The organism is Streptomyces sp. XY006, assembly GCF_002237655.1.
GTDB classification, from domain to species: Bacteria; Actinomycetota; Actinomycetes; order Streptomycetales; family Streptomycetaceae; genus Streptomyces; species Streptomyces levis.
On sequence record NZ_NOKT01000045.1, the window covers coordinates 12,253 to 25,386 of the forward strand.

The 13,134-nt window shown below is 71.6% G+C and carries 13 protein-coding genes and 1 pseudogene; 5 read left to right on the forward strand and 9 right to left on the reverse strand.

Annotated features, from left to right (window positions below):
- Positions 1-9 precede the first annotated feature (9 nt).
- The gene (locus CHR28_RS34945) at positions 10-705 is read left to right on the forward strand and encodes a pyridoxamine 5'-phosphate oxidase family protein (RefSeq protein ID WP_094057745.1); all 696 of its coding nucleotides are present in this window, start codon (positions 10-12) and stop codon (positions 703-705) included.
- A gap of 54 nt (positions 706-759) precedes the next feature.
- Here CHR28_RS34945 and CHR28_RS34950 read toward each other — a convergent pair whose 3' ends face one another.
- The 4 genes from CHR28_RS34950 to CHR28_RS34965 all read right to left on the reverse strand — a co-directional run bounded on the left by CHR28_RS34950 (position 760) and on the right by CHR28_RS34965 (position 4,405).
- Entirely contained in the window at positions 760-1,701 is a 942-nt protein-coding gene (locus tag CHR28_RS34950; protein WP_094057746.1) for a DMT family transporter, read from the reverse strand.
- Positions 1,702-1,929: 228 nt separating this feature from the next.
- Positions 1,930-2,934, reverse strand: a complete 1,005-nt coding sequence (locus tag CHR28_RS34955; protein ID WP_094057747.1) for an EamA family transporter — start codon at positions 2,932-2,934, stop codon at positions 1,930-1,932.
- A 135-nt stretch (positions 2,935-3,069) separates the two neighbouring features.
- Complete coding sequence (locus CHR28_RS34960) at positions 3,070-3,618, reverse strand: Clp protease N-terminal domain-containing protein (RefSeq protein WP_094057748.1); 549 nt, start codon at positions 3,616-3,618, stop codon at positions 3,070-3,072.
- A 160-nt stretch (positions 3,619-3,778) separates the two neighbouring features.
- The gene (locus tag CHR28_RS34965; RefSeq protein ID WP_094057749.1) at positions 3,779-4,405 is read right to left on the reverse strand and encodes a PadR family transcriptional regulator; all 627 of its coding nucleotides are present in this window, start codon (positions 4,403-4,405) and stop codon (positions 3,779-3,781) included.
- Between the two features lie 174 nt (positions 4,406-4,579).
- Between CHR28_RS34965 and CHR28_RS34970 the strand changes: the two genes are divergently transcribed.
- Complete coding sequence (locus CHR28_RS34970) at positions 4,580-5,398, forward strand: PhzF family phenazine biosynthesis protein (RefSeq protein ID WP_094057750.1); 819 nt, start codon at positions 4,580-4,582, stop codon at positions 5,396-5,398.
- A 49-nt stretch (positions 5,399-5,447) separates the two neighbouring features.
- Here the strand turns inward: CHR28_RS34970 and CHR28_RS34975 are convergent, their stop codons facing one another.
- Both CHR28_RS34975 and CHR28_RS34980 read right to left on the reverse strand, forming a co-directional pair.
- Positions 5,448-6,188, reverse strand: a complete 741-nt coding sequence (locus tag CHR28_RS34975; protein WP_094057767.1) for a CPBP family intramembrane glutamic endopeptidase — start codon at positions 6,186-6,188, stop codon at positions 5,448-5,450.
- 127 nt (positions 6,189-6,315) lie between these two features.
- Positions 6,316-7,833 carry a glutamate-cysteine ligase family protein gene (locus tag CHR28_RS34980; protein ID WP_094057751.1) on the reverse strand — a complete coding sequence of 506 codons (1,518 nt, stop codon included), beginning with the start codon at positions 7,831-7,833 and terminating at the stop codon, positions 6,316-6,318.
- 550 nt (positions 7,834-8,383) lie between these two features.
- On the opposite strand from CHR28_RS34980, the gene CHR28_RS34985 reads away from it, so the two are divergent.
- The 3 genes and pseudogenes from CHR28_RS34985 to CHR28_RS38670 form a co-directional block, all read left to right on the forward strand.
- Entirely contained in the window at positions 8,384-8,968 is a 585-nt protein-coding gene (locus tag CHR28_RS34985) for a hypothetical protein (RefSeq protein WP_179272675.1), read from the forward strand.
- 403 nt (positions 8,969-9,371) lie between these two features.
- Complete coding sequence (locus tag CHR28_RS34990; RefSeq protein WP_094057753.1) at positions 9,372-9,578, forward strand: DUF5999 family protein; 207 nt, start codon at positions 9,372-9,374, stop codon at positions 9,576-9,578.
- Between the two features lie 230 nt (positions 9,579-9,808).
- Positions 9,809-10,019, forward strand: a pseudogene (locus CHR28_RS38670) (LacI family DNA-binding transcriptional regulator); the annotation flags it as partial.
- 140 nt (positions 10,020-10,159) lie between these two features.
- On the opposite strand, the gene CHR28_RS35000 reads toward CHR28_RS38670, so the two are convergent.
- The 3 genes from CHR28_RS35000 to CHR28_RS35010 all read right to left on the reverse strand — a co-directional run bounded on the left by CHR28_RS35000 (position 10,160) and on the right by CHR28_RS35010 (position 13,133).
- Positions 10,160-11,242, reverse strand: coding sequence for an endo-1,4-beta-xylanase (locus CHR28_RS35000; protein ID WP_094057754.1), 1,083 nt, complete (start codon positions 11,240-11,242; stop codon positions 10,160-10,162).
- 53 nt (positions 11,243-11,295) lie between these two features.
- Positions 11,296-12,060 carry a carbohydrate ABC transporter permease gene (locus tag CHR28_RS35005; RefSeq protein WP_256984585.1) on the reverse strand — a complete coding sequence of 255 codons (765 nt, stop codon included), beginning with the start codon at positions 12,058-12,060 and terminating at the stop codon, positions 11,296-11,298.
- A gap of 74 nt (positions 12,061-12,134) precedes the next feature.
- Complete coding sequence (locus tag CHR28_RS35010) at positions 12,135-13,133, reverse strand: carbohydrate ABC transporter permease (RefSeq protein WP_094057755.1); 999 nt, start codon at positions 13,131-13,133, stop codon at positions 12,135-12,137.
- Position 13,134 lies beyond the last annotated feature (1 nt).

Genomic DNA, 13,134 nt, shown 5'->3' on the forward strand with positions numbered 1-13,134 from the left:
AGGAGCGCCATGCAGGGGACTCAGGGGACCACCCGCACGCCGTCGCCGTCCGCGACCGCCTACACGCCGACCGACCGCACCGTCCCCACGCGCTCCCCCGACCGGGCCTCGTACGACAGGGACCTGGTGCACGCGATACTCGACGAGGCCTACGTCTGCCATCTCGGTTTCGTCCGCGACGGCGCACCGGTCGTGCTGCCCACGCTGTACGCCCGGGTGGGCGAGACGCTCTACGTACACGGGTCGACGGGCTCGCGCCCGCTGAGGGCGGCCGGTCAGGCAGACCCGGGTCTGCCGGTCTGCCTGACCGTCACCCACGTCGACGGTCTGGTCCTGGCCCGCTCGGCCTTCCACCACTCGATCAACTACCGCTCGGTGGTGGTGCACGGCGTCGCCCGCGACGTGACGGATCCCGAGGAGAAGCGCCGGGCCCTGGACGCCCTGGTCGACCATGTCGTCCAAGGCCGCTCAGCGGACTCGCGGCCGGCCAACAAGAAGGAGCTGGCCGCCACCGCCGTCCTCCGCCTGGACCTCGACGAGGTCTCCGCCAAGCTCCGCACCGGCGGCGTCAACGACGAGCCGGAGGACCTCGCCCTCCCGCACTGGGCCGGAGTCGTCCCGGTCCGCAAGACCTACGGCACCCCGATCCCCGACCCCGCGCTGGCCGCCGGCACAGGACTTCCTGACTATCTGAAGGGCGAGTGACCTCCAGGGGCACGGGGAACTGCGCGACCAGCCCATGACGGCCCGCGGCCGACGTCACACGAGCATGGCCCGCTCCTTGGACATCCGCGCCTCCCCCACGGCGAGTCCCGCAACCGACCCCAGCATCAACAGGGTTCCGGTCACCGTCGCCCCGGTCAGCCGCTCGCCGAGCAGGACGACCGCCAGCACCGCCGCACTCACCGGTTCCAGCAGCATGATCACCGAGACGGTGGCGGACCTGACGACGGCCGCGCCCGCGAAGTACAGGCCGTAGGCGAGGGCGGTGGGCACCGCGGCGACGTACGCCAGCAGGACCAGCAGCCGCAGGGGCTCGGCGGTGTGCGGCACCAGGCCCTCGGCGAGTGCGAACGGCAGCAGGCACAGGCTCGTCACGGCGAACGCCTCGACGCTCGTCCGGGAGGCGTCGGCCGCGCCGTCCCGGCCCCACCGCCGGGTCAGCAGCGTCATGACGCTGTACCCGGCCGCGGACAGCAGCGCCAGCAGCACGCCCGAGGGCCGTACGGTCGCGCCACCTCCGCCCAGGACGAGGACCCCGAGCCCGGCGAGGGCGCCCGCGACGGCGGCCACCCCGCCCCGGCCCAGGCGTTCGGCCAGGGTCAGCCGCGCGCCGAGCGCGATGAGCACGGGCCCGGCGCCCAGGGTCACGACGGTGGCGACGGCCAGCCCCGTCGCGGAGACGGCCGCGAAGTAGGCCGTCTGGAAGACCGCGAGCCCGAGTCCGGTGACGCCGGCCCGCACGGCCCGGCGGCCCAGCGGCTCGCGTACGGCGGTCGTGGTGCGCGGCCGCACCAGGCGCACGGCGAGCAGCAGCACCAGACCGGCGGCGCAGCGCCAGAACGAGAGGGCGACGGGCCCGAGGTCACTGGCCCGGTACACCAGGGAGGCGGCCGCGCCCGCGGTGCCCCAGGCGACCCCGGCGACGATCAGATAGAGGAGGCCTCGCCCGAGGGGCAGGCCGGAAGCAGTGTGCGACACGTGAGTTCTCTCCGCAGACGCGCACGGCGCGCCGCGGCCCGGGGGCGGCGGCGGGTGCGCGGAAGTTCGGGAAGGGCCCCGGATCGGTCGTGATCAGCGGGGTCCGCGGACTTCGTCTGCGGGCAGCACCGTTCGGCCCGGCGAGAGCGCCGGGCGCGGATTCCGGAGGGCCCGCCTCAGGCGGCCGGAGGCGGAAGAACGAGTGCGTTCGAAGGCATGATCGACACCCTATGCGCTGGTTCCGCGCCGGGACAATTCCCTTTCCGGGCCGCCGCTCGCCACCGGCTGCCCGGAGGACTTCGCGGGCGTCGAGGACTGCGCGATGAACGCGCCCACCAGCACGATCACCCCACCGGCGAGCTGCGGCGCCGACAGGTGCTCGCCGAGCAGCACCCAGGCCAGGACCGTGGCGATGACCGCTTCCAGACAGGCCACGACCCCGGCGACCTGCGGGGAGAGCCGGCGCACGGAGATCACGCCGGTGACGTAGGCGACGACCGTGGCGACGAGGACGATCCAGCCGAGCAGGACCAGGGCGCTGACGGGCGTGCCGTCCATGCGCGCGGTACCGGTCAGCACGGACCAGTCCATGGTCCACGGCCGGGCCACGACGGTGAGCACGGCGGCGCCGACGAGCAGGCCGTAGGCGATGACACCGAGCGGGTCGGGCGCCTCGTCGCCGGCGTCGCTGCCCTGGTCGGACAGGACGAAGTAGCCGACCTGGCAGCAGGCGGCGCCGAGCGCGAGCAGCAGCCCCAGGGCGTCGAAGCGCAGGCCCGACCACACCTCGACGACGCACGCGAGACCGCCGACGGCGAGCACGACACCGACCGCGGCGGCACGTGTCACGGGCCGCCGCTGCACGAACCGCACCCAGCCCAGCACCAGCGCGGGCGCCAGGTACTCGATGAGCAGGGCCACCCCGACGGGGATCCGGGAGAGCGCCGCGAAGTAGCAGGCCTGGACACCCGCGACGGCCAGCAGGCCGAAGCCGGCGAGCAGGCCGGGGCGGCGGCGCAGCAGAGCGCGGTGGCGCACGGCGAGGGGCAGCATCACCAGGGCCGCCCCGGCCACCCTCAGCCACACCACGTGCAGCGGGTCGAGGCCCGCTTCGATCAGCGGCTTGGCCGCGACACCGGATCCGCCGAAGGCGACCGCGGACAGGAGCGCCAGGCCGAGGCCCATCCCCCTGCCGCGTCCGCTCGGGCTGCTGTCAGACGTAGGCACCGGCACATGATGACAGGCGATGACAGGAGCGTCATCCCCTATGGCACCTGTCTCACTGCCTGGACGGCCGCACGGTCCAACTCAGTGGGCGGCTCCGCCGCACGGTCCGGCTCAGTGGGCAGCTCCGCCGGGCGGTCCGGCTCAGTGGGCGGCTCCGCCGGACTCCTCGGGGACGCCGGACCAGCCGTCGAGACGGGTCAGTACCGCGCGTGCGTCGATGCCGGCCCGCTGGAGCACCTCGACCGCACGGGCCTGCGGGTCGGCGACGATCGCGGCGAGCAGGTCGGTGCCGCGGGCCGGTCCGCCGCGCCCGGCGGCGCGGCAGCGGGCGAACTCCATCGAGGCCGCGGCCAGCGGCGAGAAGCACGTGCTCCCGCTCACCACGGGGACGCTCCCGGAGTCCTCGACGCCGCTCTGCCAGCGCAGGCCGTAGCCGATGCTGCGCTGGACGAGATAGCCGAGGAGCCGCGCGAGCTGCGGACCGTCACCGACGACCGCCCGGGCCTCCGGGTCGGACTCCAGCACCGAGTGGAGCAGGTGGGCGGTGTCGATCTGCCGGTCCCCGTCCCTGACCGCCCTGCGCCGGGCACCGCCGACCATCGCGGCCAGCTCGTCACTGAGCCCGGCGTCGCGGTCCGCGCGGTGGATGCCGTGTTCAGGGGCCGGCTGCCGGGGGATACGGGATTGCACTCCCTCACCCCATCAGTCCCGCGGGGCCGGGGCATCCCCGGCGGGAAGCATCTTCACGTCCCACGGGAAGTGGACACGGCCGACCGGAATCTCCTCCTTACGGAGGAGATCAGGCCGTTCTCCCCACCGTCCCGGGGCGGCGGGGAGAACGAAGGTGCCCTCAGTCCTCGTCGGCGAGGATCAGATACAGCTTCTTGCGGGCCTCATTGACGACGCCGAGCGCCTTCTCCCGCTGCTCCTTGCTGCCGGTCTTCCAGACCTGGCCGAAGGCCTCCATCAGACCGAAGCCGGCCTGACGGATCTCGCCCAGGGCTTCCCAGTCGACTCCGCGGGAGGCCTCCTCCCAGGGCGCCTCGGGGCCCTCGTCGGCGGCGGCGCGGCCCGCCTCGGTGAGCGAGAACAGCTTCTTGCCGCCCTCGGACTCACTGATGATCAGGCCCTCGTCCTCCAACAGCTGCAGGGTGGGGTACACCGAGCCGGGGCTCGGCTTCCACGCGCCGCCGCTGCGTTCGGCGATCTCCTGGATCATCTCGTAGCCGTGCATCGGCCGGTCCTTCAACAGGGCCAGGATCGAGGCCCGGACATCACCACGCCGCGCCCTTCCCCTCGGTCCGCCGCGCCCTCGGCCGCCCCAGGGGCCGGGGCCGAAACCCGGACCACCGGGCCCTCCCCAGTTGGGGCCGCCGGGACCGAAGGGCCCGAACGCCGCACGCAGACTCTCGAAACCGCCCCGGCCGTGACGCGGACCGCCGTGACCGTGGCCGTGCTCGAATCCATGGGTACGCATCGCAACCACTCCATTCCATCGTTGATCTGTCGCGATGCTTCAACGATATATCGGTAACGCTCGACTGACAAGACCCGCCCCTCGTGCGCGCGCCGGGCCCAACTCGCCGCAATCGGTCCACGCCTCGCGCATTGGCCTTGGCCTGCGGCTTCGCCGGGCCTCTAGCTTCAGGACATGCGGATCCGAATCGTCGACGCCTTCACCGATCGCCCCTTCTCCGGCAACCCCGCCGGTGTCCTGCTCCTGGACGGCGCGGACGCCTTCCCTGACGACACCTGGCTGCAGCACGTCGCCCGCGAGGTCAACCACGCCGAGACGGCCTTCGCCCACCCCCTCCCGCCGGGCGGCGAGGCCGACTGGGCGCTGCGCTGGTTCACGCCGGCCACCGAGGTCGCGATGTGCGGCCACGCGACCCTGGCCACCGCCCACGTCCTGCACGCCACCGCCGCCCACGAGGGCCCGGTGCGCTTCGCCACCCGCAGCGGCGTCCTCGTCGCCACCCCGGCGGACGACGGCTCCGTCACCCTGGACTTCCCGACGGCCCCGCTCACCCGGGCCGACCCGCCCGCCGGTCTCGCCGAGGCGCTCGGCACCGAGCCGCTCACGACCCTGGACACCGGCCCCCTCGTCGGCGACCTGCTGGTCGAGGTGGCCGACGAGAAGACCGTGCACGCCCTCGCCCCCGACCTGAGGGCGCTCGGCGCCCACTCCGAGCGCGGCGTCATCGCCACGGCCCGCGCCGAGGACCCGGACCGGGGCTATGACTTCGTCTCGCGCTGCTTCTTCCCGAACGTGGGCATCGACGAGGACCCCGTCACCGGCAGCGCCCACACCGCGCTCGCCCCGTTCTGGTCCGAGCGCCTCGGCCGCCCCGCCCTCACCGGCCTCCAGGCGTCCTCCCGCTCGGGCCGCGTCCGCACCGAGCTGCGCGGCGACCGCACCCTGCTGACCGGCCGGGCGGTCACGGTCATCGACGGCGACCTGCTGGCCTGAGACGCACGAAGGGGCGTACGACGCCGTCGTACGCCCCTTCCGCGGTCTCTCACGCCGTCGGCAGCCAGCCCACCTTGCCCGCCAGCAGCCCGTAGCCCACGAACGCCCCGATGTCGAGCAGCGAGTGCGCCACCACGAGCGGGCCCACACGGCCCCAGCGGCGGTAGAGGTGGACGAAGACCAGCCCCATGACCAGGTTCCCGACGAACCCGCCGATGCCCTGGTAGAGGTGGTACGAACCGCGCAGGACGGAGCTGCCCACCAGCGCGCCCGTCGGCGTCCAGCCCAGCTGGCCCATGCGGCGCAGCAGATAGCCGACGACGATCACTTCCTCCACCACGGCGTTCTGGATCGCGGAGAGGATCAGCACCGGGTACTTCCACCACACGTCCGGCAGCGCCTCGGGCACGACGGTGAGGTTGAACCCGAGCCCCCGGGCCGCCAGGTAGAAGGCGATGCCGGTGCTGCCGATGACCGCCGCGACCACGGCCCCGCGGCCGAGGTCGAACCAGGGGCGGGTGCGGTCGAAGCCGATCGTGCGCAGGCTCGCCCGTTCGCGCAGCAGGAAGTGCGCGACGAGCGCGACGGGCACCAGGGCCGTGGCGATCCCGAACAGCTGCCAGGCGAGGTCGAGCCAGGGACGGCCGGGCGCGGCCGAGGCGTTCATCGTGGCCGCCTGGTCCTTCAGCCCGCCCGGCTTGGTGACCGACCCGATGAAGCTGATCAGCGCGGAGACCCCGCTCGCGCCCAGCGACAGCGCGAGGACCAGCAGCGTCTCGTTGCGCAGCATCCGCCGCGAGAGCGCCTGCTGGGGAATGGAACCGTCCGCCGGGCTCGCCTCCGCCTGCACCCCTGCCTCCACTTCACCGACCTTTCGGATCAGTATGGCGGCAGCGGGTCACCGTCCCGCAGGCGCGTCAGCCCAGCGACACCGGCTCCGGCAGCCCCACCGGCCAGCTGTGCACCGGGTCGCCCTTGTGCATGAGTTCGCGGTAGCGCCGGGTCGTGGCGGCCAGGGCCTCGTCCCGGCCGAGGCCGGCGTCGAGTGCCTGGTGGAAGGTCGCCGACTGCCAGCTCGCCCCGTTGGTCCGGCGCCGGCAGCGCTCCTCGATCACGCCCAGGTACAGATCCCGGTCGGCCGGCTCGACGCCCCAGGCGTCCAGTCCGGCCTCGGCGAGCGGCAGCAGCTCGTCCCGGACCAGGTTCACCGCGTCCACCTCGGTGGTGCCGCCGTAGCGGCCGCGCCGGGGCCAGGTGAAGCGGGCCTCGATGCCGTCCTTGCACGCCGCGTCGAAGTTGGCCGCGGCCGCCTCGAAGGGCAGCCGGGTCCACACCGGCCGGGCCTCCTCGGCGAGAGCACGGACGACGCCGTAGTAGAAGGCGGCGTTGGCCACCACGTCGATCACCGTGGGCCCGGCGGGCAGCACACGGTTCTCCACGCGCAGATGCGGGACGCCGTCGGCGACGTCGTAGACCGGGCGGTTCCAGCGGTAGATGGTGCCGTTGTGCAGGACGAGCTCGGCGAGCGTCGGGGTGCCGCCCCGGTCGATCACCTCCAGCGGGTCCTCGTCGTCACAGATCGGCAGCAGCGCCGGGTAGTAGCGCAGGTTCTCCTCGAAGAGGTCGTACGCCGACTCCACCCAGCGCTCCCCGAACCAGGTGCGCGGGCGCACGCCCTGGGCCTGCAGCTCGGGCGGGCGGGTGTCGGTCGACTGCTGGAACAGCGGGGGCCGCGACTCGCGCCACAGCTCCCGGCCGAACAGGAACGGCGAGTTGGCGCCGACGGCGATCTGCGCGGCGGCGACCGCCTGGGCCGCGTTCCACACGTCGGCGAACCGGCCCGGGGTCACCTGCAGGTGCAGCTGCACGGAGGTACAGGCCGCCTCGGGCGCGATCGACTTCGAGGTGCAGGTGAGATGCTCGACGCCGTCGATGTCGAGCGTGAACTCCTCGCCCCGCGCGGCGACGATCTGGTCGTTCAGCAGCGTGTAGCGGTCGACGTCGGAGAGGTTCGACGACACCAGGTCGTCCCGGTCGAGGGTCGGCAGGATGCCGATCATCACCACGCCCGCGTCGACCTCTCCCGCTTTCCGGTCGGCATATGCCAGTGACGTACGGAGTTCCTCCGCCAGACGGTCGAATACGCGATCCCCCAATCGGTGTGGGGGGATGTTCACTTCCAGGTTGAACATGGCGAGTTCTGTTTGGAAATCGCGACTGGCGATCCGTTCCAGGACTTGCCCGTTCAACATTTTCGGCATGCCGTCCGCGCCTGCCAGATTCAATTCGATCTCGAGCCCCATGAGGTTCTTCGGGCGATCGAACCGCTGCTCCGCCAGGAGTCGCTCCAGGCCCGTCAGGCACTGACGGAGCTTGTCGCGGTAGCGCTGGCGATCGGACAGGTCGAACCGCCCTGCCACGACCTTCTCGCCCATCGACGTGTCCCTCCTTGGATGATGCCGGCCGGGATCCGGCCGTCGGCCTCCCGGTCAGGTGGAGGATGCCCAGCGAAAGCGATCGATAACGTCCCGGACGGGCCCGCCGGCCGCTAGGCTGTCCATCTGTGACCGGTGGCACATTCACCCGGCATGACGCGCACGACAGGTTTCAGCGCCCGCGGAACTCGTGAAAAACGCCGACGAGAATGGGCCGACCGGTTCGCGGGCATTCGCCGAGGTCATCGCCGCACACCACCACCCGGAATCGGGATAATTCTCGCGTATCGCCGACCGAATGTACCCTTGTTCTACTCACCGGAAACGGCTAGGCGAAACACAGTCTGAACCCGTGTCGTATAAACTCCGCGAACAAGGCAGAAGGTTGGCGCCCACGGTCGACGGGTCCTGCCGTCGAGGCGACGTTCGGCGGACCTCACCCCCCTCTCGTTCACGACCCCGGCCCCTGCCTCTCTGACCCTCGTGAGCTGACAGCGCCGTCCGCCCCCGCCCTCGCGCCACTGTGCCTTTGAATGAGAGGCGACCCACCATGCCGCTGCATGTCCCTCCGGCTCCCGCGCCCGCACTCCGTTCCGTCCTGACCGCCCTCTCCTCTCCCACCGCGGTCCGCGAAGCCCGAACTCCCGCCCTCCTCCGCAGCCAGGGGCCCGCCACTCCCGAGCTCCCCCTGCCCGTCCACGTCCTCGACCGGTTGACCGCCGAGGGCGTCTCCGCCACCCGGCTGGCCGGGTGGCGTTTCCTGATCCGCTGCGGCGACCGGGCCGTGGCCGCGGCGGACACCATGCTGACTCCCGACGGCTGGGCCTTCTCGCACTTCTTCGAGGGCCCGTACATCACCTCCACCGAGCTCGCCCTGCGCCAGGCCGAGACCATGCCGCAGGCGTACCAGCCCCGTCTGCTGTCGGTGCCCAGCCTGTACATGCTGACGCTCTGGCTGCACGGGGACAGCACCGCGGACGCTGCCGCCGGCCACCCCGCCGCCACCGATCTGCTCGTGCCGCTCGCGCCCGCCCCTCCCGGCATCGCGGCCCACCGCCCGCACCGCGTCGACGAACTCCTCCCGGTGCTGACCCACCGGGCCACTCCACCCCGGCTGCTCGGCTCGCCCGCCTGAAGCGTCCTGCCGGAAATACCTCCGCCGACCCCGTCGCCGAATTCCCGGCGACGGGGTCGGCTTTTACCTGCCCACTCGATCGCTCTTACGAGCACCGAATGGCTCGTACGAGCCGAAAGGGCTGTCCATCCCGACGGACTAGCCCTATCCGGCCACTGCGAACCACCCGAAGTGACAGTCCAGTTGGGATGAACCGTCCGCGCGGGTGATGCGTCATGAACCTGTGAGAAGCGGTGCGGCGAAATCCCTGCGGATCGACGCCCGTGGGGCAACACTGGGTTCCGACGACTTATCACAACGGGGGGCGGCCATGAACGACACTTCTAGCCGCGGAACAGACACGACGACCGACTCATCGAACTCCCTCACATCGTCCACCACGACACAGCGAAAGATCCCACCCATGTGCCAGCACCAGACACCGTGCCCGTCCGCCGACTCCGCCGACCGGGACTCCGCCCGACTCGTGGCGCACCACCCGGAGCAGGGCTGGAGCCTGCTGTGCAACGGCGTGCTGCTCTTCGAGGACACCGGTGAGATCCTGCCGGACGGCAGGGTCATCGCCCCGCACCGCCCGCTGGAGGGCAGCCAGGTGATGACGGCGGCCTGAGCCGCCGGGGCGGGACACGACCCCGCCCGCAGACATAAGGGGCCGGACGCGGAAAACGCCGCGCACCGGCCCCGACGCGCGTCCACCCCCACTCACTCCCCGTCACCGACAGCCACGCCCCGTTCGCAGGGCCGCGCTGCTTCTCACAGCTCCCTCCGAGCCCTGCGGCTTCGCTCGCAGGCCGGCCCCTCCGGAAGACTCCGGCAGTTTCGCGGCCACGTCGACGAAGGGTGCAGGCAGTACCGGCACGTGAGGCGAACGCCGGGGACACGGTCAGAATCACGGAGATCGCCCGCCGGGCCGACGTGTCGGTGGCCGACGGTGTCCCGGTCCGTCAATGGCCGCTCCGCCGTCCTGCCCCAGACCCGGGCCCGCATCGAGGACCTGCTACGCCGCCACGGCTACCGCAGGCACCCCGCGGCACCGGGCACCCGGGCGGCCTGATCGACCTGGTTTGGGACATCCCCCCGGGTGGAGCTGGGAACCCGGTTGGTGACAGAGCGAGCACCGCCCCTCCCCCGGCCCGGCCCGACGAACCGGCCCGAGCCGCAAGGCTCGCGGACCGGGCCGGCCCGCCCCGGCTACCTCCCCCCGAGCGCCTCCCGCAGCGCGAAGTACGCCGGCTTCGGCTGCAGCTGCTCGTCCCACGGCAGGGCCGCTCCCTCACCGGGGAAGAACGCGGGGATCCACGAGTACTTGTCGGTGTAGTCCCAGAGGGTGACCCCCACGCACCGGCGCACGGCCAGACACGCCTCGGTCAGGTCCCGGTACCACTCGGCCTGCAGGGCCAGCTTCTCCTCGGTCGCCGGCAACTGCATCCGCACGTCGACCTCCGTCAGGGCTGTGTCGAGACCGAGCCGGGAGAAGCGGCGCAGATTGTCCTCCAGCGTCGTGGGATAGCCGTACTGGAGGGCCAGATGGGCCTGGAAGCCGATGCCGTGCAGCGGGACGCGCTGGGCCTTCAGTTCCTTGGCCAGCCGGTGGTAGGCGTCGCTCTTGGGGCCGATCCCCTCGATGTTGTAGTCGTTGAGGTACAGCTTCACCCGCGGATCGGCCTGGTGCGCCCAGCGCAGCGCGTCGGCGATGTAGCCCGGGCCCAGCGTCTTGTAGAACACCGTCTCGCGGTACGTCCCGTCCTCGTTGAACGCCTCGTTGACGACGTCCCAGGCGAAGACCTTCCCCCGGTAGTGCCGTACCTCCGTCTGGATGTGCTTCTTCAGCACGGCCCTCAGCTCCGGGGCCGTCCACTCCCGCCCGGTCAGCCACTCGGGCAGCTGGCTGTGCCAGACGAGCGTGTGGCCGCGCACCTTCTGCCGGTTGGCCCGGGCGAGGTCCACGACCTCGTCGCCCTGCAAGAAGTCGAACACCCCCTGCTCGGGCTCCGTCGCGTACCACTTCATGCCGTTGCCGGGCGTGATCTGGTCGAACTCGCTGCCGAGCAGCGCCGTGTACGGCCCGTCGGTGAGCTCGGGGTTGTCGGTGGCGCTGCCGAAGTAGCGGCCGTGACGCTGGGCCAGATCGGCGAGGGTGGGCTGCCGGTCACCCGCGTGCCGTTCACTGGCCTGCCGTTCAGGCGTGGCCTGGGCGGGCGAGCCGGCGCCGAGCCCCGCGGCGACCAGGAACACGGCGACGGCACCGGCGAGTCTGAGACGGTTCTTGCGCATGGTGCGACTCCTCACGACGGATGGGGGGCAGAGCCGTACGTCCGCGGCGCCTGTCAGCCCTTCGTGGCGCCCGCGGTGAGGCCACCGACGAGCTGGCGCTCGGCGACCGAGTAGAAGGCGAGGGCGGGAACCATGGCCAGCACCAGGTAGGCGAAGACCTTGGCGTAGTCCGCGGAGTACTGCCCCTGGAACTGCTGGACACCGATCGGCAGCGTCCACCACGTCGCGTCGGTGAACACCAGCAGCGGCAGGAAGAAGTTGTTCCAGCTCGTGACGACGGCGAGCACCGAGACCGTGCCGAGCGCCGGCCGGGCCATGGGCAGCAGCACCCGCCAGAAGAAGCCGAACGGGCCGCACCCGTCGAGCGTGGCCGCCTCCTCCAGCTCGCCGGGTATCTGCCGGAAGAAGCCGCGCAGGATGATGATGGTCATCGGCAGCCCGAACGCCGCCTGCGGAAGGATCACCCCGAGCGGGTTGTCGAGCAGCCCCAGGGACCGCAGCAGCAGGAACAGCGGCAGGGCCGCGACCGCGAACGGGAACATCAGCCCCATGGTGAACAGCGTGAACAGCAACTCCCGCCCGCGGAAGGCGAACCGCGCGAAGGAGAAGGCCGACAGCGCCGAGACCGCGACGACCAGCACGGTCGTGCCCACCGCGATCAGCGTGCTGTTCCCGATCAGCCGCCAGAAGTCCCCCGAGGCGAGGATCCCGGTGTAGTTGGAGGTCACCCACGATTCCGGCAGCCCGACGGGGTTGCGGGAGAGCTCGTCGGTGGACTTGAAACCGGAGAGCGCGGCGTAGAGCAGGGGCACGGCCATGACCGCGCCGACGACGACCAGGACGAGGTGCAGGCTCCACAGCTTCCCGCCCCCGCGGGTCTTGCGACTGACCGTCACTTTCCGTCACCCCGCATGGTGGTGGTGGCTCCTTCGAGGTCGCGCCGGAGCACGAACCGCTGGTAGGCGAGGGCGAAGACGAGACTGATGGCGAACATGGCCACACTGATCGCGCTGGCGTAGCCGACCTGGTAGCGCTTGAAGCCGTACTGGAACATGGTCACGGCCATGGTCTCGGAGTGGTGGTCCGGGCCACCGGCAGTGGTGACCCACACCAGGTCGAAGAGCTGGATCGACCCGATGACCGACAGGAAGACGCTGATGCGCAGGGTGGGCGCCAGCAGCGGCAGGGTCACATTGCGGAAGCGCTGCCAGGGACCGGCCCCGTCGATGAGCGCCGCCTCCGTCAGCTCCTTGGGCACGGCCTGGAGCCCGGCCAGGTACAGCATCATGTGGAAGCCGAAGTACTTCCACATCATGACCAGGAACAGGGTCGCCATGACCGTGGACGGATCGGCGAACCACTCCCCGCCCAGCCCTTCCAGCCCGATCCTGCCGAGGACCTGGTCGGCGAAGCCGTCGTCCGGGGCGAAGATCATGCCGAACAGGATTCCGGTGATCGCCTCGGACAGGACGTACGGCGCGAAGAAGAGCATCCGGTACACCGCCCGGCCGCGCATCCGCTGGTTGAGCAGCACGGCCATGGCGAGCGCGAACGGCAGTTGCAGCGCGAGCGAGAGCACCACCAGCACCAGACAGCGCCACAGGTCGCCCAGGAACACCTCGTCCTGGAAGAGCCGGGTGAAGTTCTCACCGCCGACGTAGTCGGAGGGCATGCCGAAGCCGCCCCACCGGAAGAACGCCGCGTACAGGGCGAACAGCATCGGCAGCAGCACGAGCCCGATGAACAGCACCAGGGCGGGCAGCTGGAAGCCGGTGGCCGTCAGCCAGTTCAGGGTGCGTCGCCGGGCCCGCCCCCGACCTCGGTCGGCGACCGGCGGCGGCGGACCGGTGTCGGGGCCGGACTGCTTGCTCGGCAGGAACGTGGACGTCATC

What these genes read in the sequence shown, in the direction of transcription:
- CHR28_RS34945 (WP_094057745.1), top strand. Translation starts at nt 10, where the DNA reads ATGCAGGGGACTCAGGGGACCACCCGCACGCCGTCGCCGTCCGCGACC.
- CHR28_RS34965 (WP_094057749.1), bottom strand. Translation starts at nt 4,405, where the DNA reads ATGCGTACCCATGGATTCGAGCACGGCCACGGTCACGGCGGTCCGCGT.
- CHR28_RS34970 (WP_094057750.1), top strand. Translation starts at nt 4,580, where the DNA reads ATGCGGATCCGAATCGTCGACGCCTTCACCGATCGCCCCTTCTCCGGC.
- CHR28_RS34975 (WP_094057767.1), bottom strand. Translation starts at nt 6,188, where the DNA reads ATGCTGCGCAACGAGACGCTGCTGGTCCTCGCGCTGTCGCTGGGCGCG.
- CHR28_RS34980 (WP_094057751.1), bottom strand. Translation starts at nt 7,833, where the DNA reads ATGGGCGAGAAGGTCGTGGCAGGGCGGTTCGACCTGTCCGATCGCCAG.
- CHR28_RS34985 (WP_179272675.1), top strand. Translation starts at nt 8,384, where the DNA reads ATGCCGCTGCATGTCCCTCCGGCTCCCGCGCCCGCACTCCGTTCCGTC.
- CHR28_RS34990 (WP_094057753.1), top strand. Translation starts at nt 9,372, where the DNA reads ATGTGCCAGCACCAGACACCGTGCCCGTCCGCCGACTCCGCCGACCGG.
- CHR28_RS35000 (WP_094057754.1), bottom strand. Translation starts at nt 11,242, where the DNA reads ATGCGCAAGAACCGTCTCAGACTCGCCGGTGCCGTCGCCGTGTTCCTG.
- CHR28_RS35005 (WP_256984585.1), bottom strand. Translation starts at nt 12,060, where the DNA reads ATGGCCGTGCCCCTGCTCTACGCCGCGCTCTCCGGTTTCAAGTCCACC.
- CHR28_RS35010 (WP_094057755.1), bottom strand. Translation starts at nt 13,133, where the DNA reads ATGACGTCCACGTTCCTGCCGAGCAAGCAGTCCGGCCCCGACACCGGT.